Here is a 20,915-nt window from a genome sequence, read left to right on the forward strand (position 1 = left end):
GCGTCCGGAAGGACCGCGGCTGGTCGGATCGTTGATCGCGGCCCTGCAAGGGGTCGGAGCCCAGCAGGTCACACAGCCGCGATGCGGCCTGTGTGAACGGGCGGCGGAGCTGCGGGCGCTGCACGAAGGCCGTAGGATCTGCGCCGGCTGCGCCCGCCGGTTGAAGGCACGGCGGGCGGTCTGCGCCGGCTGCCGGCAGGAACGGCAGGTCGCAGGCAAGGACAGCCGACGCCGCCCGCTGTGCTCGACGTGCGCCCGCCGGAGCAGCGCTGGCGACTACCTCAGCGACCTGGTCGATCAGCTCACCGGCCTGGACTTTGGCCTCGACGCCGCCGCCCTACGTCAGATCGTCACCCATGCGCTGCCGAGGTCCAGCCAGCAGCGCGACGTCCTCGGAGAGCTCGACGTACAGCCAGGACTGCTTCGGGACAATCCCGCGTCGGGGTCACACCGGGTGGTGTTGTTGGCCGAGGCGCTGCTGGCTGGGGGTGCGGTCAACGTCGCCTCACCTACCTGTCCGTTCTGCCACCGATCCGCGCCTCTGCGGTTTCGGCGGGGCGCCTGGCGTTGCTGCAAGACCTGTTACCAGACGGGACGCGCCGAACAGTGCACCTGCTGTGGCCATGCCAAACCCGTGGCCAGCCGAAGCCCGGCCGGCAGCGCCGTATGCAAGTCCTGCGCCGCCCGCGACCCGGTCAATCACGATCGTTGCGCGAGCTGCGGACGCCACGCCGCCCTGGTCCGCGCCGAGGACAGCCAGCGACGGTGCCGAGCGTGCTGGCGGGCCCCGCTCGCTGTCTGCTCGATCTGCCAGCGCCGGAAACCCTGCCATCGCCGCCGGCACAGACGAGGCGCGCTGCGAGGCGTGCTCCAAGCGGCTCAACTGCCGTGCGTGCGTTGGCTGCGGCACCGTTCGCATCGTGTTCGCGCGTGATGCAGCGGGCCGACCACTGTGCCAACCATGCGCCGCCCGCCGGGAACCATGCGCGGCCTGCCACCGGAACCTGAAGGTGGTCGCCCGGCCTCCTGATGGACCGCGGTGCGCTACCTGCTGGAAACGGGCACCAGCGGCGGCACGCACCTGTACTCAGTGCGGCACGCTCGCGCGGCTGCACCATTTCGGCCTGTGCACCAGCTGCGCCTGTCCGCAGGTGCTACGTAGCCTCCTCAGCCGCCACGACGGCACGATGAGCCGCACCGCTCAGGCTGTCTTCGACGTTCTGACCGCCGACGACCCGAAGGCCGTGCTGAAGTGGCTGGACAGCCGCACGCCCCGTGCGATGCTCACCGACCTCGCCGACGCCGTCGGCCCCCTCAGCCACGACACCATCGACCAGCTGCGACCCGTCAAGGCCGCCGCCCGGCTACGCGCCATCCTCGTAGCCCGCGGCGCGCTGCCCGCACGCGACGAACACCTCGCGGCTCTGGAACGCTGGCTTGACCTCGCGATCGCCTCCGTCGCCGACGCCGGAGAGCGCCAGGTCCTGCGCCGCTTCGCCACCTGGCACTACCTGCGCCGCCTGCGCCAACGCTCGCCGGCCGAGCCCGTGACCTACGGCCAGGTCACCGCCGTGCGCGGCGACATCCAGGCCGTAGTCCGTCTTCTCGCGTGGCTACCCACCGAAGGGCGCACCCTGGCCACGGCACGCCAAAGCGACCTCGATGCCTGGATGGCCAGCGGCCCGAGCAGCAACCGCCACGCCCACAACTTCGTCGCCTGGGCCGGCCGCCGGGGTCACGCGCACCGGCTGGACGTCCCCGTCCGGACCAATCCGACCACCCGGCGGGTGTTTCCCGAAACCGACCGACGGTGGACGATCATCCGCCGCCTCCTGCACGACGACTCGATCGATATCGTCGACCGCGTCTCCGGCCTGCTCATTCTGCTCTATGGCCAACCCGCCAGCCGGATCGTCGCGCTGAGAACCGACGCCGTCAGCATCGGTTCGCAGGGAACGCAGCTGTCTCTCGGGCTGACGCCGCTGGATCTTCCGCCGCCGCTCGACGACCTGATCCGCCAACTGCTCACACGCCGGCACGGTTTCACTGCCGTCGGTCGCACCACCGATCATCCCTGGCTCTTCGCCGGCGGATCACCAGGACGTCCGCTCAGCGCAGGACGGCTCGTCGCCCGACTCCTCCATCTGGGCCTCCCGGCACGCGTCGGCCGAAACACGGCGCTGATGGACCTGGCCCGCCAGCTGCCTGCCCCCGTGCTCTGCCAGCTCTTGGGCTTGCGCATCACCGCCGCCACCGCTTGGACCCAGGAGGCCGGCAACACCCGACCCGCCTACGCCGCCAGCCTCGCTCGCCACCGACGCTGACATCCTCCCCGCGCGGGATCTTCTCCCCTATCCTCGACGAAACGAGCGAGGATCGCGCTCGGCGCGAGGAGGGCTCGCGGCGAGGTAGGAATCGCGCGTGGTCAGGGATGAAGATCGTCGAGGGGGTCGGCGTTGTCCAGCAGGTCCACCGGACATGCGCGTAGCCAAGTCGCCGCGGTGCGAAGGCGTTTGTGACACCGAGGTAGGTCAGGCGAGGCGCCCAGACACGGGCATGATCGCTCGGCGTCGGGCAGGACCGTGACCAGTTGCCTTCAAGGCAGAAGGGCAAGTTCTGGCGCGGGCTGTGCGACCAGCTATGGAGTGAACGGTACTTGGAGAGCGCGACCCAGGGGCTGGCTCCTCGCAGCTCATTGCGAAGGCACCAGCGGCACACCCGACCGGTTCGAGTCCCTGCCCGCCGAGGTTGCCAGCGGGGTAGACGGACAAATCCGCGGCTTCGAGCGCGATCCTTTGGGAAGTAGAGCGGGAGCGATGGCGTCAGTAGAAGAGCAAGTACGGAGCGCCGACAGCGTGATCTGCCAGAACATCGCCATCCCGGTCGGTGATCGAGGCTTCCTCTCGCAGAACGTGCTTGGGCAGCTCCGGAATCTCGTCGAGGGGCTTATTGTATGGGCGCATCTCAGCGACCGCGTGACCGAGTTCCACTACAACCAGGTCGGGCCGGCGCTGGATGCCGTGAAGGCGACCGCGAAGTTTAGGCTCCTGAGTAGATTTCATGACCTGCTCCAGGCAAGCGTTTCACACTACACACTGGATCGCGATCCGTCCGAGCGGTTGATGCTGAAGTACTACGAGTACCTACTCCGCACCCGCGATCTGGCGCAGGCGCAGTTCGGCATCACAATCCTGAACAACATTGAACAGTTTCCGATCGACCTCGACCCTTCACTGCGTGACTACTACGAGAAGATCGCGGCGTGCATCGAGCAGAAAAGAGCGACGCCACCCTCAACCGCCCGTCGCGAGCGATACTACATTCACAGCTCGCGACCATTCTTCACCGGCGGCCGCATCTACTACGAGGTGACATTTTATCTCGCCCACAACCGGACGAGCAAGTTCGATCGCATCATTGGGTTCACCGACATCGACCTCACCAACAAGTACGCGGCCTACCTGGGGCTGGCGAGCGACACGATCGAAGTTCTTGGCCAGACGATGCCGATCATGCTGATCCGCTCGTGGGACGTGTCGATCCGTCCGTGCGAATTTGACAACTTCGCGCGCTTCTTCGAGGTCTCGCACGATCGAGTTAGCACGTCGCACTCCGAGTACCGCAACCTGATGCAGTACCTCACCAGCATGCGCTCAAGCCTGCTCGATCTCGTGGACATGACCGACGCGAGTTACGGCCGGGTCCGCGCCCGGACACTGGACGGTGCACAACGTAGTCCTTTGATCTTCCCTGTGCTCGACCGTGCGCGGACGCTCATCCGCGAGAACCGACCAGGGGCCCGACTGATGCGGTACCTCATGCTGCGGATGAACAATCGAGTTATCAAGGACCAGTTCGATTCCGACGAGTGCACTGGACTTTCCCAGTTGCGTGTTTCCTGGAGTTGCAAGCCCTTCGATACGATGCCATTCTGCACATCACCACGCCGACACAACCCGCACTTTTCGGACCTCGCCGAGAGCCTGGACGCCAGAAGCCGACCGCACGAGCTACTCGCACGGCGAGTCAGGAGCAACGTCGACCAGCACGGAATGATCTACACACCTGAATCCGACCTAGCGGACTTCGGTGACATCGACAAGCTGATCGCGCGCCACAACCAGCTGCTCCCGACCAATGCGCGACACGCACCGCGTAAGCTGGTGCATGCAAACGGGCACGTGTTCATCGTCGGATACGAGGACGACACAGCCGCGATCATCGAAAAGCTCCAGGCGATCGCCGCCGGCGGTGTCCCCAACCACAGCAGCGACGTGCAGGCATGGATTAACGCGAACCCGGGCGTCATCGATGACCCCCTGAAAGCCGAGGCTCTAACGGAGCTGTTCGAGCACTCGAACGTCGCCCTCGTCTACGGCGCGGCCGGTACGGGAAAGTCGACGATGCTGAATCATATCGCGAACTACTTCGATGGCGAACGGAAGCTTTTCCTGGCGCATACGAACCCGGCCGTCGACAACCTGAGGAGACGAGTACAGGCGCCGAACAGCGAGTTCAGCACGATCAGCAAGCACTTGCGCAGCAGTACGCCGTTCGACGGAACGTACGACGTCCTTGTGATCGACGAGTGCAGCACCGTGGGAAACGCTAGCCTGCTCGAAGTTCTTCAGAACACATCCTTCGACCTGCTCGTGCTCGTTGGCGACGTCTACCAGATCGAGTCGATCGAGTTCGGAAACTGGTTCAGCACCATCCGTTCGTACATCCCGAGCGAGTCCGTATTCGAGCTCACAAAGCCCTTCAGAACGACCGACCAGGCGCTTCTCACCCTCTGGGACAGGGTACGGAACCTGGACGACCGCATCGAAGAGTCACTCTCCAAGAACGGCTACTCCACAGTGCTAGGGGACTCTCTTTTCCAGCGTCGGAGCGACGATGAGATCGTGCTCTGCCTGAATTATGACGGCCTTTACGGCATCAACAACGTCAACCGCTTCCTACAGGCGGGCAATCCGAATCCAGCTGTCACCTGGAGCGAGTCTACGTACAAGGTCGGCGATCCTGTACTCTTCAACGAGTCCGATCGGTTCCGCCCAGTCATCTTCAACAACCTGAAGGGCCAGATTGTCAAGATCGACCGTGCGCGCGGCCGTATCACGTTCGATGTGAATCTCGAAACTGACGTCACTCCAGCCGACGTGTTCGGCACGGACCTGCGCTGGGTCGAAGGCACGACTGTTCAGTTCGACGTCTTCGAGCGCGGCAACAGCGACGATGATGACGATACGGTAATCACGATGGTGCCGTTTCAGATCGCGTACGCCGTGTCGATCCACAAGGCGCAGGGCCTTGAGTACAAGTCTGTCAAGGTTGTCATCACGGATGCTAATGAGGAGAGCATTTCCCACAGCATCTTCTACACCGCGATCACACGCGCTCGGGAGCGTCTTGAAGTCTTTTGGACTCCGGAGACACAGCAACGAATCCTCAGCCGTCTCGCTGTGCGTGAGAACATGAAGGACGAGAATCTGTTGAGGGTTCGCCGAGGCGTGATCCCTATCGCAAAGCGACCGAAACGCCAAAAGACGCGCCAGCAGCCGTAGACCTGACTTAGGCCAAGATCTGATCGTCTTGATGTCTGCAGGCCGCTGACCTGGGGATTCGGTTCGGGAGGCACGCACTAATCGGTGTGGTGGTCGTGGCTTAGTCTGTCGGGTTGTGTCTCCGTACGTGCGGACGGTGAAGACGGCGTCGGGTGCGCGGGCGGTCCAGATCGTGCACTCGCAGCACAAAGGTTCGCGGGAGATCGAGCACGTCGGGTCGGCGCACATCGACGCCGACCTGGAGCTGCTCAAGGCGGTGGCGCGGCAGCGGCTGGCCGCGGGGCAGGGCGAGCTCGACCTGCGGCTGCCCGGGAGCCCTGCGAACTCCGGCGCCGCCTTGCCGATCACGTCGACGCGGGCGGGCCACCTGCTCGACGCGCTGGCCCGAGGCTACGAGGCGCTGGGGTTCGGTGCCGTGACCGGGCGGGACGAGGTGTTCCAGGCGTTGGTGCTCGCACGGGTAGTCGAGCCGACCAGCAAGCTCGACTCGCTGCGCGTGCTGGAAGAAGTCGGTGCCCCGGCGCCGTCCTACCGGACCGTCCAGCGCCGGCTGCGTCGCTACGCCGGCGTCGACGAGGTCGACGCCGAGACCGGGCAGCCCGTTCCCGTCGACCCGGCGGGCGGGCCGTGGCGGGCACGGCTGTCGCGGGCCTGCGCGGACCACGTCAAGCTCGGCCCGGCGATTCTGTTGCTGTACGACGTGACGACGCTGTACTTCGAGACCGACCAGGGCGACGGGTTCCGCGAGCCGGGGTTCAGCAATGAACGGCGCCTGGAACCGCAGGTCACCGTCGGCCTGCTCACCGACGGGGCGGGGTTCCCGCTGACGGTGCACGCCTTCGAGGGCAACCGCGCGGATACCACCACGATGCTGCCCGTCCTGACCGCCTTCCTGAAAGCGCACGACCTGCGCGACGTGACAGTCGTGGCGGACGCCGGCATGGTCTCGGAGGCGAACAAACGCGCGATCGAAGCAGCCGGGCTGTCGTTCGTCCTCGGCGCCCGCGTCCCCGAGGTGCCCTACCTGGTCAAGGCGTGGCGCGAACGGCACCCGGACACCGAAATCCCCGACGGGCACGTGTTCGTCCAGCCCTGGCCCGCCGGCCCGTCCGACAACCGGCGCGACCACACGGTCTTCTACCAGTACAAGGCCGACCGAGCCCGTCGCACGCTGCGCGGCATCGACCAGCAGGTCGCCAAGGCCGAGAACGCCGTCGCAGGCAAGACCGCGGTGAAACGGAACCGGTACGTGCGCCTGACCGGTGCGAAGAAGTCGGTCAACCGGGCGCTCGAAGAGAAGAACCGCGCCCTGGCCGGGATCAAGGGCTACGTCACCAACTTGCCGAACCCCGACCCCGACCAGGTCATCAGCACCTACAGCCAGCTGCTGAACGTCGAGAAGAGCTTCCGGATGAGCAAGTCCGACCTCGCGGCCCGGCCGATCTACCACCACACCCGAGAGTCGATCGAGGCGCACCTGACAGTCGTGTTCGCCGCCCTCGCCGTCAGTCGCTGGATCGAGAACACCACCGGCTGGTCCGTCCGCAAGTTCGTCAAGACCGCGCGCCGCTACCGCACCGTCACGATCCAGGCCGGAGAGCACACCATCACCGCAGCCGATCCCGTTCCCGACGACCTACGAGCCGCCCTCGACGCCGTCCACGGCACGCACCAATTGGCCTAAGTCGGGCCTACCTCACCGAGGACAGCAAAGTTGATTCCGAAACTCCGACATCAACTTGGGCCTACGAGCGAGCATTTCGGCCCACTAACCGAGGCGGCGGACGAAAGAGTCCGAATTCGCCTGGCGTGATTCGGGACCCAGCACGGCCGCGTACGAGATGAAGCCAAGAATCTATCGCACTGCCGCAGGGATACCTGGCTCAACGAAGCTGCTCGGCGACAAGGAGCGCTTCCGGCTTCACCCCAGGATATGTGACAGCCCACGCTCGGAGTCCGTCGTAGCTGAAACCGAGATACAGATCGACAAGTTGATTTATATCGCGCGTCTGCAGGAAGTCGTTTCGGGGTACAAAAAATGCAGTCAACCGACCATTGCCGATCCGGATCGAACCAGCCTGCGGACCTCTGATTTCCTCGATAACCCCTCGGACACGTTCCAACAAGTAAGGTTTCGTCCAGAAGTTGTCGTATTCCCGACGCCGTTCCCCTAGCTCACTGAAGTGAACCAGCGGATCCGACATCGAGCTAGAGCCGAACCATTCGAAGCTCCACTGTCGGCGGCGCAATCGACTCGCTCGCTGACACTCCTCAAGATAAACGCGAACCTGATCCTGATTACGCTCTTCACCACGGAACCATCTCAAGAAATGCATTACATACAGATAGTAATTTGAATCCAAAGCTGCCGCGCGTTGACGCGTACCAACTGAACCGCTCCAGAGACCTCGTCTCCGAGTACTCAGGAAGTCTACGATACGCCTGATACCACAGGCGCAGATCGGCATCGGTCGCCTCGCCGGATTCCACCAACCCTTCGACCATAGAAACAATCTCTCGCGTCTCATCCTCGGAAAGCCTGGAAAGATCTCGGCCTGCATGGGCGTACAAAGTTCGAGCGATTGCGACACCGAGTCCGGCGGCTCGCCCGTTGATGGCATGCCGAAGATTCCTCCATTGTTCAACTAGCGCATTGAGGTCACCGTAAAGCAAGTCGAACCGCTCGGCTAGTTCAGCATAGTATTTGGCCTGACGGCGGTCGTCTGCAAAATTCGACCGGAGCCCGTCTAGAAGCACTTCGGCCTGGGCTAGCTGCTGCCCCACCCAATTGCTAGTTTGGTAGCGACCTTCGAGGAACTCTACTAGGTTTCGAGCTCCGGAAAATTTCACCAGATATTCCACTACAGTTGCAATGAGCTGAATAGGTGTCACCCAACTATGGGCGCTGTTCGGATCATCTCGGCCTCGCGCAAATGCATCCATTGCACTATCAAACAATGGACGGAAATGCTCCAGTATCTGTTCGGGTCTGACTTGCATCCTCGATTTAGCTAGCTCCTCCATTTCGTTTTCAATCCAGATCCGTCGAACCATACCAAGCGTGTGAAGGTGGGTAGAGTTCCTTCCGTAGGACTCCTCCACGGCGCGCAGAAGGAAGCCTTCGGCCCGCCCGAAATCTCCTCTTACTCGATAGATATGATACCTACCGCGGTGATTCCAGAAGTGGGGCTCCTTCGGACAACGTGTAGTCAGCTCCTCAAAAACCCATTCTGCGGCGTCCGTGGGCATATCCTGAACAAGCTCCGAGAAGAGATCTGGCCGCTGCCTACCTTCACTCCAGCCCTTGCGTCGCACGAATAGGTCTTCAAGTAGACGGCGAGTCGCCTGGTTCTCAGGGCCAAGGTACTCGGTAGTTTTTCTTATGAGCTCCACCGAGATCTGGGCAAGTCCGAATCGTGGTCTACTTGGGTCGCCGGCAAGGACGTGTTCGGCTAGTAGCGGATGTAGCAAACGCAGACCATGGCGCTCGCTGACCACCAGGTTACGTAGGTCCGGTCCAAGCAGAGCGCGAAGCTCCTTATCCCCATAGCCCCCGGCCTGGGGTGGCGATTCGGCCAACCACCGCCTGACGAGGTCGATTGGGATACCAACCTGGGCGTACCGGGTCACCAGAGCAAGATATCCTGCTATTTTTAGGTGCGTTCCCGCGAGCTTTGCCATGTGGTATTGGACGTATGGTTCAACGCCTTCAAACTGACTCTCATAAACACAGAGTCCGAAGTAGAAGGGGGATAGGCGTTGCGCTGGAAGCGACGCCGAATCACTTTCCGCGATCTCGCCAAGCAGTCTGCGCGCTTTGGGAGTCGTAGCACGGCGAAGATACTCTGTGATGAATCGCTGCCGTTCGGAGCCCGACACTGGATCGATTAGCTGATGTCGTAGATTCCGCTGCGCGTTCGTTCGGTTGACCCAAAGCACCACCGCACGACTGTTCCGTTGTTGCAGATCATGGAGCAACTCATCCCGGTCGGACTCGGGCAGGTCTGCCGACTCCGCCACCACCAAAGGGGGACGACCCGCGTCCTGGTAGAGCTCATTGACACGTTCAACGGTCGTCGGAGTGTAGTTTCGCAGGAGAACAACAGGATGAATTCTGTGAAGGTTCCATGCAACCCGACGCGCGAGCGTTGTACCACCAGCTCCGGGTGAGTGCTCAAATTCGACACATGCAAGCTGGCGATCCTCAAGGCGATCTCTCAGCTCTCCAAGAAGGTCCGGATAAGCGTCGCGCTGTACATCGATCCAGGCTTCCAGATCAGCCCATGTTGGAGGACGACCTCGCCAGAAGGCATCCGTTTCCCTAATAGTTGCCTGCCCTTCGGCAAGTACATGCGAATGGAGCACCTCCAAATCTACCGATAGGCGATGCAAGTCTGCACGATCCAGGCGGAACGGACCATCGGCACCCGGTATGGAAGCCTCCCGCCCGATACTCGCGATCGGCAGCGACGTGGCTACAGCAGCAAGAAAGACATCGAGGTCCAGACCTTCCGCACCCGGCGTCGTAGCAAGGTCCAATCGAGCCGCGATGCCGTCATATTTCTCGTCAATATAATCAAGAATATAATCGATCAGCATGTCGTTATCCCCGGAGCGCAGACATAGAACGGCCGCACCACGGTTCGGCGTACCGACCACAATATCATCGACAAGCTGCCTTACCCGCGGGCGATATCCCCGCCGTCTCCATTCTGCGTCTGAACTTGCCGTCGGCTCGTTGCGGCTACGCCAACCGTTGGCCATCAGCCAGTTAGTCGACTCTCCCGGCGAGGTCAACTGCCGGTTCTCACCAAACATGCTTACATGGCGTCTTGATCGCAGGGATGGCAAGATCGCCCGCGCGAGACCAGTTTCATCGCTTTCGGGGTTAAGATCCATGACCGCTGCCCATTGGCATGCAGCGAAGGAGTTTAGCTGCTCGTCAGCAGAGGTACGGTCGGCGATAAGGAAGAGATCCGATCCCGTATCTAGCGCACTAAAAGGAGTCCAGCGCTCGATGGCCTCTGCAGCAAGTACTGGTTCGCCGAGAGGGGCGAATCCTGTCTGAGTTTGAAGATCATCTCTGGCTAGATCATTCCACAAGGAATTGTAGTCATCGAAGTCGCGTAGTAGTCCCCTGGTAGCCCAGGCAGCAGCAATGAAGGCTGCTCGCTGAAGGGCTATATCACCCAACGGCTTAGCGGCCCAATTTAGACCTGCTGCGATACGTGAAAGAACGTACTGTTGACGCCAAACGTCCCGACGCCTCGGCTGTTGTTCCTCCAGCTTCTCAATCGTAGTAGAGCGGATCCCTTCTATCAGATCGACTATGGCGCTGTCCGTACTGCTAAGCCTGGCGGGCACGGTTAGATGCTCGTTGTCTATCTTGCTCAGCAAGCCGAGTACCCGCCCGCTACCTGCGTTTGGCAGCGTGTGAAGGAGAACGGAAAGCTCAAGATATGCTTGATCAAATAGCAGCGGAGACGGTTCATCCCAGCTCACGTCGATCAACCAATAACTTAGGTTGCGCGTGTAGATTGAACCGCCGACTAGCACATTGCGGAGGTGTAGATCTCCATGCGCATAGCCTCGGAAGTACGGGATTTTTGTTCGTTCAAGTGTGGAGTTTCGCTCTAGCACCGAGAGTGGGTTTGGTAGCAACTCGCCATCGAATCGAAAAGTTCGTCCAGTCACCCCTATACGTCGAGCCAGCTGACGGAGTGACTTACCACGCCTATTGGCAGGAAAATTGGAGCCGAGCCAGCGATGAAACACCTGGCCCACTGTCTCTGTGTATTGTGGACTACGACCTGTGGGGAGTTGAGCAGGGAGTAGTTCGCTGGCGACTCTGAAGCACACCTTTACAAGGTCTTCGTGGTCTAGCTGTTCTGCGGTACGTACGCTGTCCAGGCTGAACCCTGCAACGTCGTACAGGTCCACACTGACGCCTATGTCTAGCACGCCCATTAGATGGCGCGGGACGTGATCAATCCCAAACTCCCCCAGATTCTGGCAAAACTCTTGATGGGCGATACCCTGACTATGCTCCGCACGCCCGATCTTCAGGATGAATTGTCCATTGAGTTCTTCCGCAGTCTGATTTCCTGCTATGTCGCAGAGAAAGACAAGAGCGTCGGTATGGCCACCTACGAGCGGTTTAACGAGAGTCAGGATGGAACTTGACGGAAGTCGACCCTCGATTAGGCTACGACCAACCATCTCAAGGTCAGAAGCCGTGCTGAGGTTCGGCGACGGAGATGGGTCGAGAGGCACGCCCGCAGACTACTCGTAGCGGATTCCCGCTCAGACGCACGACGCCTTTTGTGAACGTTGACATAGTCAGCACGTTTCCGGGGATCCTGGACGTATACGTGTCCTACCACCTCGACTCAGCAGAGTCGCTCTGGTGGGAATGATGTCGATCGCCAGACATGAGAGCGATCAGTATTCGATCGACGCGAGTCGTGGCCAACGCATCGACGCACCTGGCCGCTCGACGGTTCACGATGATTATCAAGGCCTTCATCAGTGTTGACGGCTCGGGTGGTGAGGTACCGCACTGGCCACCACGTCGGCGGTTTGTCGTTCGTCCTCGGCGCCCGCGTGCCCGATGTCCCCTACGTCGTCAAAGCGTGGCGCGAACGCCACCCCGGCGCCGAAATCCCGGACGGGCATGTGTTCGTCCAGCCGTGGCCCGCCGGCCCCAACCACACGGTCTTCTACCAGTAAAAGGCCGACCGGGCACGGCGCACCCTGCGCGGGATCGACCAGCAAGTCGCCAAAGCCGAGAACGCCGTCGCCGGGAAGACCCTGGTGAAACGGAACCGGTACGTGCGCCTCACCGGCGCCAGCAAGTTGGTCAACCGCACGCTGGAAGCCGAGAACCGCGACCTGGCAGGCATAAAGGGCTACGTCACCAACCTGCCAGACCTCGCGACGCCCAACAGGTCATCAGCACCTACAGCCGGCTGCTGAACGTCGAGAAGAGCTTCCGGATGAGCAAGTCCGACCTCGCCGCCCGGCCCGTCTACCACCACAAACGCGAATCGATCGAAGCCCACCTGACCGTCGTGTTCGCCGCCCTCGCCCTAAGCCGCTGGATGGAGAACACCACCGGTTGGCCCATCCGCAAGTTCGTTAGGACCGCCCGCCGCTACCGCAGCATCACCATTCAGGCCGGCGAACACACCATCACCGCTGCCGACCCCCTGCCCGACGACCTACGAACCGCCCTCGCCGCCGTCCACGGCACGCACTAATTGGCCTAAGTCAGGATACAGCAACGAATCCTCAGCCGTCTCGCTGTGCGTGAGAACATGAAGGACGAGAATCTGTTGAGGGTTCGCCGAGGCGTGATCCCTATCGCAAAGCGACCGAAACGCCAAAAGACGCGCCAGCAGCCGTAGACGCCGGATCTACGAAAAGGGCGGATGCCACCCTGAAAGGTGACCGCACGGTGGAACGCGCGAAATCCTTGTCACAGCTCGATCGCGCGACTCGCTCTCCGTCTGCCACCTCCACGGAGGCGACGTCGCTGCCGCGGCCTCCGACCGACCGTCGAGACGGCCCAACCCATTCCGCAAGTTCTGATAGCCGAGTCTGCCAGTAGCAGCAGACCCCGTCACCGAACCGTCGGGCATGTCCCTCATGTTGCCAGCACCAGTACCGCTACCGGCGCCGACCGGGTCGGCTTGTTCGCAGCGCGTCCAGCTCGGGCGGTTCCCCCACGAAACGATCGCCCCCCTTGTCGCATTCGTGCAGGTCACGGAGACAGAACGCCTCGAACCGATTGTTCGTCATGGAGGGAATGACCGCCGGGCGCGGTCTGGGCGATGGTGTGACGGCTTCCGCTTCCACCATGACGAAGGATCGTCCATGTCCACCGCTCCTGACCGCAGCTCTGCTGCGCTGCTTGTCCCGCGAGACCACGCGGGTGTCCTAGCCGGTGTCGCGCCGGCACGCACCTGGAGCGGTGCCATCACCGATATCGCCCCATCTACAGACCCAACGGCAGGCCCGCGGCGACGGGGGACGGCTACGGGCCGCCGTCGACCGCCTCACGTCCCTGACCGACGCCGCGCCATGGCCGTCGCCGGGCTCTCCCCGCCGCCCTGCCCAGCGCGTATCTGGAGAGGACAGACCGTATGACGATTGAGCCCCACGTCCAGTCCGACGATCAGCTTCGGGCCGATCTGGCTTGGCTGAGGGACATCCAGGACACGCCGGGGGTGCTGGAGACGTTCGTGGCCGGGCATGCGCCGCGCATGTTCGCGCTCGTCGAACAGGACGTCGGTCTGCTGGAGGACGCGGTGTTCGGCTGGGGACTCCAGTTCGACGACCATGCCTTCGTCGTCGTCCACGGTGGGACGTCGTCCCTGTCGTGTTCCAGCGCGGACGACGCTGCGGCGATCCTCGCCGTGGCCGGACGTAACCTCCGCCTCGTCTGGCACAGCCCCAGGGCGGCCTCCACCCCTGGCCGCGTGCTGACACGGCGGCGAGTCATCCGATGACCGCGGACCGCTCCTGCCCCGCGTGGTGCCAGTTACCCGCAGGCCACCTTCAGCCCGAACCCGGCGGTCCAGGCGACCATCACATCGGGGAGATCGCGGAGATCGACCTCCCTGAGCTTCCCGGATCGCGCGCCGCGGTGAACGGCCGGCTGCGTGTGCGGGTCGAGCAGTACGTGACAGCATCCGCCGTCTACCCGGCAGTCGTCAGCGTCGACTTCGGTGACCGCGCACCTACCCGCAGCGGGTACGAATACGTCACTTCTGGGGAAGCACAGGCTCTGGCCTGGATGCTGATCCGTGCCGCCACCGCGCTCGACGCCGAAGACTGGGCCAGGGCGCTCCACCACCACGAACCCGGTGAAGGAGACCACGGGCAGAAGCGGGCCGGCGACGACAGTCTCCGCCACCCGCCGGCGCTCACACTGGGGCCGGAAGCCGGGCGCTCGCCGGACTCGCCGCCGGAACCGGCGATGCCTCCGGCGATTGTGTCGCCGGAGCCATCGCGCGACGGCTCCGACAGGACCCGAGAGCGGCCGGTCGGTTGTAAATGGCGGCGGGCGTGGCGGATCATTGGCCGTGGCCGGCGCGGGTGATCGCTGGGTGGGCGCCCGCGACCGGCAGAGGGCCTATCCGGGGCTGTCCGCAGAAGAGAGGCCCTCGGTGTCATCGCTCGGCGCCTCGGACTGCGCCGCCGCGGGCCCGTGGGTGCTCACGTAGTACGCGAGAAGGTCCATCGCGCCGGCGGTCTCCAGGAGCAGAACCACCAGCGGGTCGGCGGGCGGTACCTGCTCGGCCTCGATCGATCTGATGATCGTATCGACCGCGTTCTGCGGCAATGACCCGTGCAGAAGACCCTCCAGGAAGCCCTGGTTGCGGATCTGGTGAGCGAGGTGCACCCGATCCCCGAAGGGCAACGCGTCCGTGAGGTCGGGCAACGCCACCGTCGAGCTGTCGAACTCCCGCACCGGAGGATGAGCACAGGCATCGCGGATCGCGGGAATACTCTTCGCTCCCTGACGGCGAAGTTCCCGCAACCCCTCATCCGGAACCGCGGCGACCTCCTCCACCGTGGTGAACGGAGACTTCTCGAACGCCGTGATCGTGGCCAGCGGCAGGAGCGGGAAAAGCGTGAACACCGGCGTCCTGGTCTCCGGCAACTCATGCAGACTCCAGCCCGCCACCTTCCCAGCGCGCAGCAGGTCGCGCATCTGCTGCGCGAGCCAGCTGCCACCCACGACATGCACCTCCCGGGCATCGACCAGCCCGAACAACAGCGCCTCGACGCCCGGGAGACGATCAACGTCCTCGGCGACGATGCGAGAGGAATGCGTCTTGGGAGCCAGCAGCCGAGGAACCACCCGAGACAGAGCCTCCAACGCGGACCGCCCTGCCTCCGCGTCCAGCCCCAAGTTCGACGGCGTGTAGTGCACCAGCCGCAGCACAGAGGAGTCCGTTCCCCGGCTCACCAGACCTCCCATCGGTCGACAGCGCGTCGTCAGGTACTCGGCGGATCGCGAGATCGAGACCGCGCAATACCGACATATAGTCGCACTGCGAACACTGAAGGTGGGCGAAGGGTGCGTTCTCGCGTGTCCACCGGCTCCGGGCGAGGCTGCCAGCACCGACAGCGCGGCGTGTTCCCGGCCGCGCTACGTGACCGCCGGCACCGTCGCCCGCCCAACCGACGCCAGGCGATCATCTGGGCGGGCCGCGTGAGCCGCATCGAATTCTGCGTGTTGCACTGCACGGCGGTTCAGGCTGCCGGGGGATCATGGGTGGTACCGTGCGCCGGTGCGGGACCGAGATCGCCGCAACCCGCTCCTCGCGTACGCCGTGAGTGCGGCGGGCAGCGGCGTCGGGTCCGGGGCACTGCCGATCGTCGCCGTTCTCGTCCTGCACGCCTCTGCGTTCGAGGTGTCGATGCTCTCCGGCCTGGCCGGACTCACCGCGGCGGCGGTTCTGCTGCCGCTGGGCGCCGGTATCGAACATCGACGCAAACGACCCGTGATGATCGCGGCGGATCTGGTGCGATGCGCCGCGCTCGCCAGCGTGCCCGCTGCTGCCGCGCTGCATCTCCTTACCTATCCGCAGCTGGTCGCGGTTGGGGCGATCTCCACGATCGCGTCGATCGCGTTTGCCGCCGCCAGCGGGGCGCATCTGAAAGCGATGACGGACCCGGCGGGACGTCTGGCGGCGAACAGCTGGTTCGAGACCGCCGACTGGACGGCGAGTACGGCGGGTCAGTCCTCGGCGAGCTCCCGCGACGAGGGCCGTGGCACCGTCGGTCGAACGCTATAATGATCTTCAATGACCTCAGTGATCGATATCCTTTGGGGCTCGGAGCCGGTAGAAGCCTCCGAGCAGCACTTCCTCGGTCGGCTCCAGGCTGATCTGCAGGCGCATGGCGTCACGGCTACCGTCTTTGCCAACTTCCACACCGCCGGCTCGCGGCAGGTCGACTTCCTCGTGATCACTCCCGGCCATGCCTGCCACGTGGAGCTGAAGGCATACCGCGGCCCCATCCACGGTGGCCGGAATGGCCAGTGGTCGAGCACCCGGCCGGATGGAACCACCCAGGTCATCGAGCGCTCACCGAACCCGTACGAGCAAACCGTCAGAGCCCAGCAGTCCATCAGTGACGACATGCGGGCCTTTGCTTCGGGACGGGCTGGCACGCCGCGACCATCGGATGGCCGTCAGTTCTACACGTGGTTCGACAGCGTCCTGTGCGTCTATCCCAGACTTGCCGTCGGGTCGGAGGTCCCGAGCGACTTCAAGGTTAAGACGTTCGGCTACCCCGAGCTCCTCGACTTCTTGCTGAAGCCCGGCAAAAATCCCCCGTGGGATGCCGGGATCTGGCGCGAGTTCGGCATGCATCTGAACCTTGTTCGCCCTGAGCGGCCGGATGGTCCGTCCTTGGCTGCCACGCGGGCACAGCAGGCGCTGGACGACTACACGCGACGCTTCAGCCAGTTCCATCGCCAGGGCCTGCATGAGCTGGTTCCCAGCACCCTTGAAGCTGGTGAGACTGCGCATCCCTCTTCCGAGCTACCGACGCTACTGGCTGGCACACCGTATGCCCAGATAGTGGCGCCGTCCGGCTACGGCAAGAGTCATCTCGCCCATCACACGGCGCTGACTCTGGCGTCTGAGGGCACCGTGCCCATCTTCCTCAGCGCGGCCCGCTACGAGGGCCGGCTTTCCGTGCTCATGGATCGTGCGGTTGCCCCGTATTCGCCGCAGCCGGCGCTGAATCTCTTGCGGGCGGCGACCTCGGTCGGGCGTGACGTACTGCTTGTAGTGGACGGCTTCAACGAGTGCCCGGAGCGGGAGCGGGATGCCTTAGTCCAGGACATCAGTGCGCTTTGCCTGCGGTCTCCGTGCCGTGTATTGGTGACGGCCCAGCACTCGGTGTCGTTTGCAACGATTACCGGCTGGCAGGAGTTTCGGCTCCGGAAACTGGACGAGGACGAGCGCCGGGCGGTGCTCGCATCGTATGACGCTTCCGTACCACTAGACCTCTGTGGGCCCTTCGAGACGGCGTACGAACTCTCGATCGCCGCGGAGTGTTCCAGCGAATTGAGGGAAGGGGCTACACGCGCTACCCTCCTCGACGCCTTTGTCCGTCACCGGTTGCAGTCGGGGCGTTCCCCGGCCCTAACCCGAAGCTTGCTTCGTCGGCTGGCCGTGGTTATGGACGAGCGATTGGTAACCGCCCTGCCGATCGGTGACGTCTGGCGCATCGGTGAGGCGGCGCTGCGGGAGCAGCAGACACCGTCGGACATCCTGGACGAGGTCTTCCGCGCCTCCGTAGTCAGCGTGGAACAGGGCGTGCTTACTTTCTCCCATGAACTGATCGGGCGGTACTTGGCCGCCGAGGAGCTGCTGCTCGCGGCCGGCACCAACATGGACGACCTGACATCTGAGCTGCAACGGCCGCGGCACGAGGATCTACCAGCGTTGGTGATTCCACTTGAGACCTCAGAGGACTGTCTGCGCCAACTGTTCAACTGCCTGGCCAGCAAGCACCTACTGGTTGAGGCTCTGGGGAACAAACTGGGGCCGCGAGCCCGAGCAGTAGCTGTCATGGAGGCCGAGCGGGTCTTGGCGGAACTCTGTGAAATGACAGCCGGGCTCAAATTAGTGTTCGGAAGCACCTTTGAGACCACCGTCACCGGTGGTCGAGACGTGACCGGCTATGAAGCTGCGGTTCTCGCCGCTGTCGGAGATGGTCTAGCTGACGGAGATTTCCTGGGGCCCGCAATGCGGTTGCTGGATGCCACCGACGAGGCATGCCGGACATCGACGGCTGCGCAGGCGGCTTCCGGCCATCGGCCCACTCCTTCCGACATCGCCGCAGCGGTAGTGTTGAATTTTGCGGAACCAGGCTCGCGGAGAAAGATCGCCTCCCATATTCTGTTAGATTCGGCGCGCCTCGGCTGGCCCTGGCGTTACAGGCATCGGAAGGGTGTCATCTCCTCCGGCGGCCTTGAAGAGGTATCTATGGGCGGTGGCGAGGACAACTACTGTCGGCTATTCTTGATGGGCCTGCTACTGGACAGAGTGCCGCTGGATGTCGGCCAAGAGATCGTGATGTCCTGGCTTCGGATGTGCTGGCAGTCGGGTGCTTACCACGTCCAACTTCAAGCCCTTGAGTCTATTCGTGCGTATTGCCAGCTTGAAGCAGGGCCTTTGCGTTCCTCGCTCGTTGACTATCTTTCTGACCTGCAAACCCAGAACTTGGGCTTGTCGACGACGATCGTTGAGGCGCTGTACTCGTTCGGAGAAATTGAGCCGCAGATTAGTAGAAAGGTGGCCGACGATGAGATTCGAGAAGTTTTGGAGAAGCCCGCCGACGATAGTGAAGCCTGTGGGCGTGCTTATGGCATAGTTTCAAACAGTTTCGAAGACGTTCTGGGGCCGCACTACTTCGAAGCTATCGAAGCGCTCGGGAAAAATGATCGAGTTCGCTTGCTCACCAAGGCGGCTCTCGGAGTCAATCATGGATTCTGGTTGGATTGGGTTCTCGGAGAGCTATTAAAACTCCGTGATCCTCAGGCGATCCCCGCCTTCGAGAGATATGCGACGGCCTTTGATGTCAGGTCGCCCTCTCCGCAGGAAGCGGTTAGTTGCTATATTCTTGCCATGCAGGGTTGCGGAAATTTCCTCGACACTCCGCCAAGGTTTCATCAGTCAATGACCGTCGACCTTGAAGCATGGCAATGCTACGGAGCAATCACCTTCTGGCTGGCGCATCCGATGCCAGCGATCGAGCGCGCAGACCGCTGCGCACCGATCTGGGCGCGTTTGGCAACAGAACTGGTCGAAGCTGCGGCGGATCCGCTATACCAGTTGGCACAAACCTATGTTAAGGACCAAGATGCAGGCAAGCACCTCGGCCATAATCTTGTGCTAGACACATTTCCGGACGAGGTTCGCGTAATTCTTGAGGCCGCTGCCTCAAATTTTGACCGGCAAACAGCGATATTTCGAGCATTCGATCCCATCGAGCGATCACAATATGTTCTGCGAACCCTCGGGTTGGTCGGCAATGAGGGTTCGCTGCGCCTGATCGAGCCATACATCGAAGACCCGTCGCTCGGATCGACGGCGATAGAGACGCTCAAAGCACTTCGGGCGCGCTTTTGATTTCCGAACAGAATTTAACTGTCCAAATCGCGAGTCACGGCCCATCGCTATCGGACAGGTGAACTCGTGGCGCATCAGCTTCTCACCAGCCCGGTGCCGAGGTTACGCCACCACCCGCTCCGAAGGCGGAAATCGGCACGGTCGATTCGCTGACGATGTTCCAGCCAGTGTTTGTTAGCACCCGGTAGTCAACATTGGAAGAATTGCGAATCCAGCGATCTTGCCTAGCTTTAAAGTCATCTGTAGCGTTGTTGTACTGCGAATTTCCCAAGACTGCTTCGAAGATGTCGCCAATGGCGTCTGAGATTTCGTTCGGGTCGTCGGCTGCTGCGAACGTAAACTCTACGCCCCAAGGATTGTCCGAAAGTACGTGAACAAGAAGCGGGCGAACAACAACCACAGCGCCATCGTTCCACAGTCTTCGTAGATTTATTGATCGCGCTCGCATGTAAAAACCGACGTGCCACAGCACGCCCTCCGCCCTTTCGAAGCTGCTCGGCCACGTTGCCCACGGGCGTCGGCTGGTGTGTACGAGCAGGCGCGTTTCGTATTGTCTCTCGGCGTGCTGCACGAGTTGGCGCGCAATTGGGTGCTCGTCAAGAATCCACCCTCTGGTGACGGGATCGCTATGCTTGTCTCCGTTGGGAGGAAACCGCTTGTTGTACGAGGCTAACGCGATGAAAGTGCCGCGTTCGAGATCTCGAAGGGTCTGTTCGATACGGGAGAGATCGTCGTCATGCGGCCTACGCATATGTGCAATGCGATGGCGGATACGCTTGAGCTCTTCTTGGCGGCCATCCCACGAGCGCCGCTCAATCAGGGCGTACTCAAACAGGTTCCAGTTGTTTCCGATTACCTCTACAAGCTTGCTGTAGTCGAGGTAGGCCAGCGGATTCTCGTTATCGGCCCCGAGCATGTGAGTGAACGCGGCATCCTGGGATTGCCGCCCTGTCGCGGCTTTCACCTGATCGGCCCACAGCGCACCGTAACAGGCACGCAACTCTACGTACGCCAACTCGCGAAGCCAGGTCTCAAGTTGCCACCATCGCGCGTAGAGCGCTAACGAACGGGCGGGGAGTCCGCCGGTGCGTACCGCCGTCTCCACCGCAAACAGGGTGTCCGAGTCGGCCCACGGCTTCGAGGGCTCGTCTTCATTGTTGAGATCTGGCTGGTGCGGCTGGGATTCGGCCAT

10 protein-coding genes and 1 pseudogene are annotated in these 20,915 nt (G+C 62.6%); 8 read left to right on the forward strand and 3 right to left on the reverse strand.

The window, feature by feature from the left end:
- The first annotated feature begins 1,187 nt into the window (after window positions 1–1,187).
- The 3 genes from FRANEAN1_RS12940 (at window position 1,188) to FRANEAN1_RS12950 (ending at window position 7,248) form a co-directional block, all read left to right on the forward strand.
- The gene (locus FRANEAN1_RS12940) at window positions 1,188–2,324 is read left to right on the forward strand and encodes a hypothetical protein (RefSeq protein WP_041254098.1); all 1,137 of its coding nucleotides are present in this window, start codon (window positions 1,188–1,190) and stop codon (window positions 2,322–2,324) included.
- A gap of 492 nt (window positions 2,325–2,816) precedes the next feature.
- Complete coding sequence (locus tag FRANEAN1_RS12945; RefSeq protein WP_041254100.1) at window positions 2,817–5,564, forward strand: AAA family ATPase; 2,748 nt, start codon at window positions 2,817–2,819, stop codon at window positions 5,562–5,564.
- Window positions 5,565–5,700: 136 nt separating this feature from the next.
- The gene (locus FRANEAN1_RS12950) at window positions 5,701–7,248 is read left to right on the forward strand and encodes an IS1634 family transposase (RefSeq protein ID WP_041254102.1); all 1,548 of its coding nucleotides are present in this window, start codon (window positions 5,701–5,703) and stop codon (window positions 7,246–7,248) included.
- A gap of 623 nt (window positions 7,249–7,871) precedes the next feature.
- On the opposite strand, the gene FRANEAN1_RS40930 is transcribed toward FRANEAN1_RS12950, so the two are convergent.
- A complete protein-coding gene (locus tag FRANEAN1_RS40930; RefSeq protein WP_157472600.1) occupies window positions 7,872–11,837 on the reverse strand; it encodes a hypothetical protein in 3,966 nt (1,321 codons plus the stop codon).
- A gap of 303 nt (window positions 11,838–12,140) precedes the next feature.
- Between FRANEAN1_RS40930 and FRANEAN1_RS12960 the strand changes: the two are divergent.
- The 3 genes and pseudogenes from FRANEAN1_RS12960 to FRANEAN1_RS36990 all read left to right on the forward strand — a co-directional run.
- A pseudogene (locus FRANEAN1_RS12960) lies at window positions 12,141–12,823 on the forward strand (IS1634 family transposase); the annotation flags it as partial.
- Window positions 12,824–13,708: 885 nt separating this feature from the next.
- Window positions 13,709–14,074, forward strand: a complete 366-nt coding sequence (locus FRANEAN1_RS12965; protein ID WP_020460240.1) for a hypothetical protein — start codon at window positions 13,709–13,711, stop codon at window positions 14,072–14,074.
- Window positions 14,071–14,667: a hypothetical protein gene (locus FRANEAN1_RS36990; RefSeq protein WP_020460241.1), complete on the forward strand. Its 597-nt coding sequence runs from the start codon at window positions 14,071–14,073 to the stop codon at window positions 14,665–14,667. The genes FRANEAN1_RS12965 and FRANEAN1_RS36990 overlap by 4 nt, the downstream gene beginning before the upstream one ends.
- 33 nt (window positions 14,668–14,700) lie before the next feature.
- Here the strand turns inward: FRANEAN1_RS36990 and FRANEAN1_RS12975 are convergent, their stop codons facing one another.
- A complete protein-coding gene (locus tag FRANEAN1_RS12975; RefSeq protein ID WP_157472602.1) occupies window positions 14,701–15,540 on the reverse strand; it encodes a hypothetical protein in 840 nt (279 codons plus the stop codon).
- A gap of 325 nt (window positions 15,541–15,865) precedes the next feature.
- Between FRANEAN1_RS12975 and FRANEAN1_RS12980 the strand changes: the two genes are divergently transcribed.
- Window positions 15,866–16,372 (forward strand): hypothetical protein, encoded by a 507-nt coding sequence (locus FRANEAN1_RS12980; protein ID WP_020460243.1) that lies wholly within the window; start codon window positions 15,866–15,868, stop codon window positions 16,370–16,372.
- Between the two features lie 9 nt (window positions 16,373–16,381).
- The gene (locus FRANEAN1_RS12985) at window positions 16,382–19,723 is read left to right on the forward strand and encodes a nuclease-related domain-containing protein (protein WP_020460244.1); all 3,342 of its coding nucleotides are present in this window, start codon (window positions 16,382–16,384) and stop codon (window positions 19,721–19,723) included.
- A gap of 82 nt (window positions 19,724–19,805) precedes the next feature.
- Here FRANEAN1_RS12985 and FRANEAN1_RS38610 read toward each other — a convergent pair whose 3' ends face one another.
- Entirely contained in the window at window positions 19,806–20,915 is a 1,110-nt protein-coding gene (locus FRANEAN1_RS38610) for a Swt1 family HEPN domain-containing protein (protein WP_020460245.1), read from the reverse strand.

The sequence above is a fragment of the Parafrankia sp. EAN1pec genome (assembly GCF_000018005.1).
Lineage (GTDB): Bacteria > Actinomycetota > Actinomycetes > Frankiales > Frankiaceae > Parafrankia > Parafrankia soli.

Excerpts from the sequence above, each read along its gene's own strand:
- FRANEAN1_RS12945 (WP_041254100.1), top strand. The coding sequence starts at position 2,817 with ATGGCGTCAGTAGAAGAGCAAGTACGGAGCGCCGACAGCGTGATCTGC.
- FRANEAN1_RS12985 (WP_020460244.1), top strand. The coding sequence starts at position 16,382 with ATGACCTCAGTGATCGATATCCTTTGGGGCTCGGAGCCGGTAGAAGCC.
- FRANEAN1_RS38610 (WP_020460245.1), bottom strand. The coding sequence starts at position 20,915 with ATGGCCGAATCCCAGCCGCACCAGCCAGATCTCAACAATGAAGACGAG.
- FRANEAN1_RS12940 (WP_041254098.1), top strand. The coding sequence starts at position 1,188 with ATGAGCCGCACCGCTCAGGCTGTCTTCGACGTTCTGACCGCCGACGAC.
- FRANEAN1_RS36990 (WP_020460241.1), top strand. The coding sequence starts at position 14,071 with ATGACCGCGGACCGCTCCTGCCCCGCGTGGTGCCAGTTACCCGCAGGC.
- FRANEAN1_RS12965 (WP_020460240.1), top strand. The coding sequence starts at position 13,709 with ATGACGATTGAGCCCCACGTCCAGTCCGACGATCAGCTTCGGGCCGAT.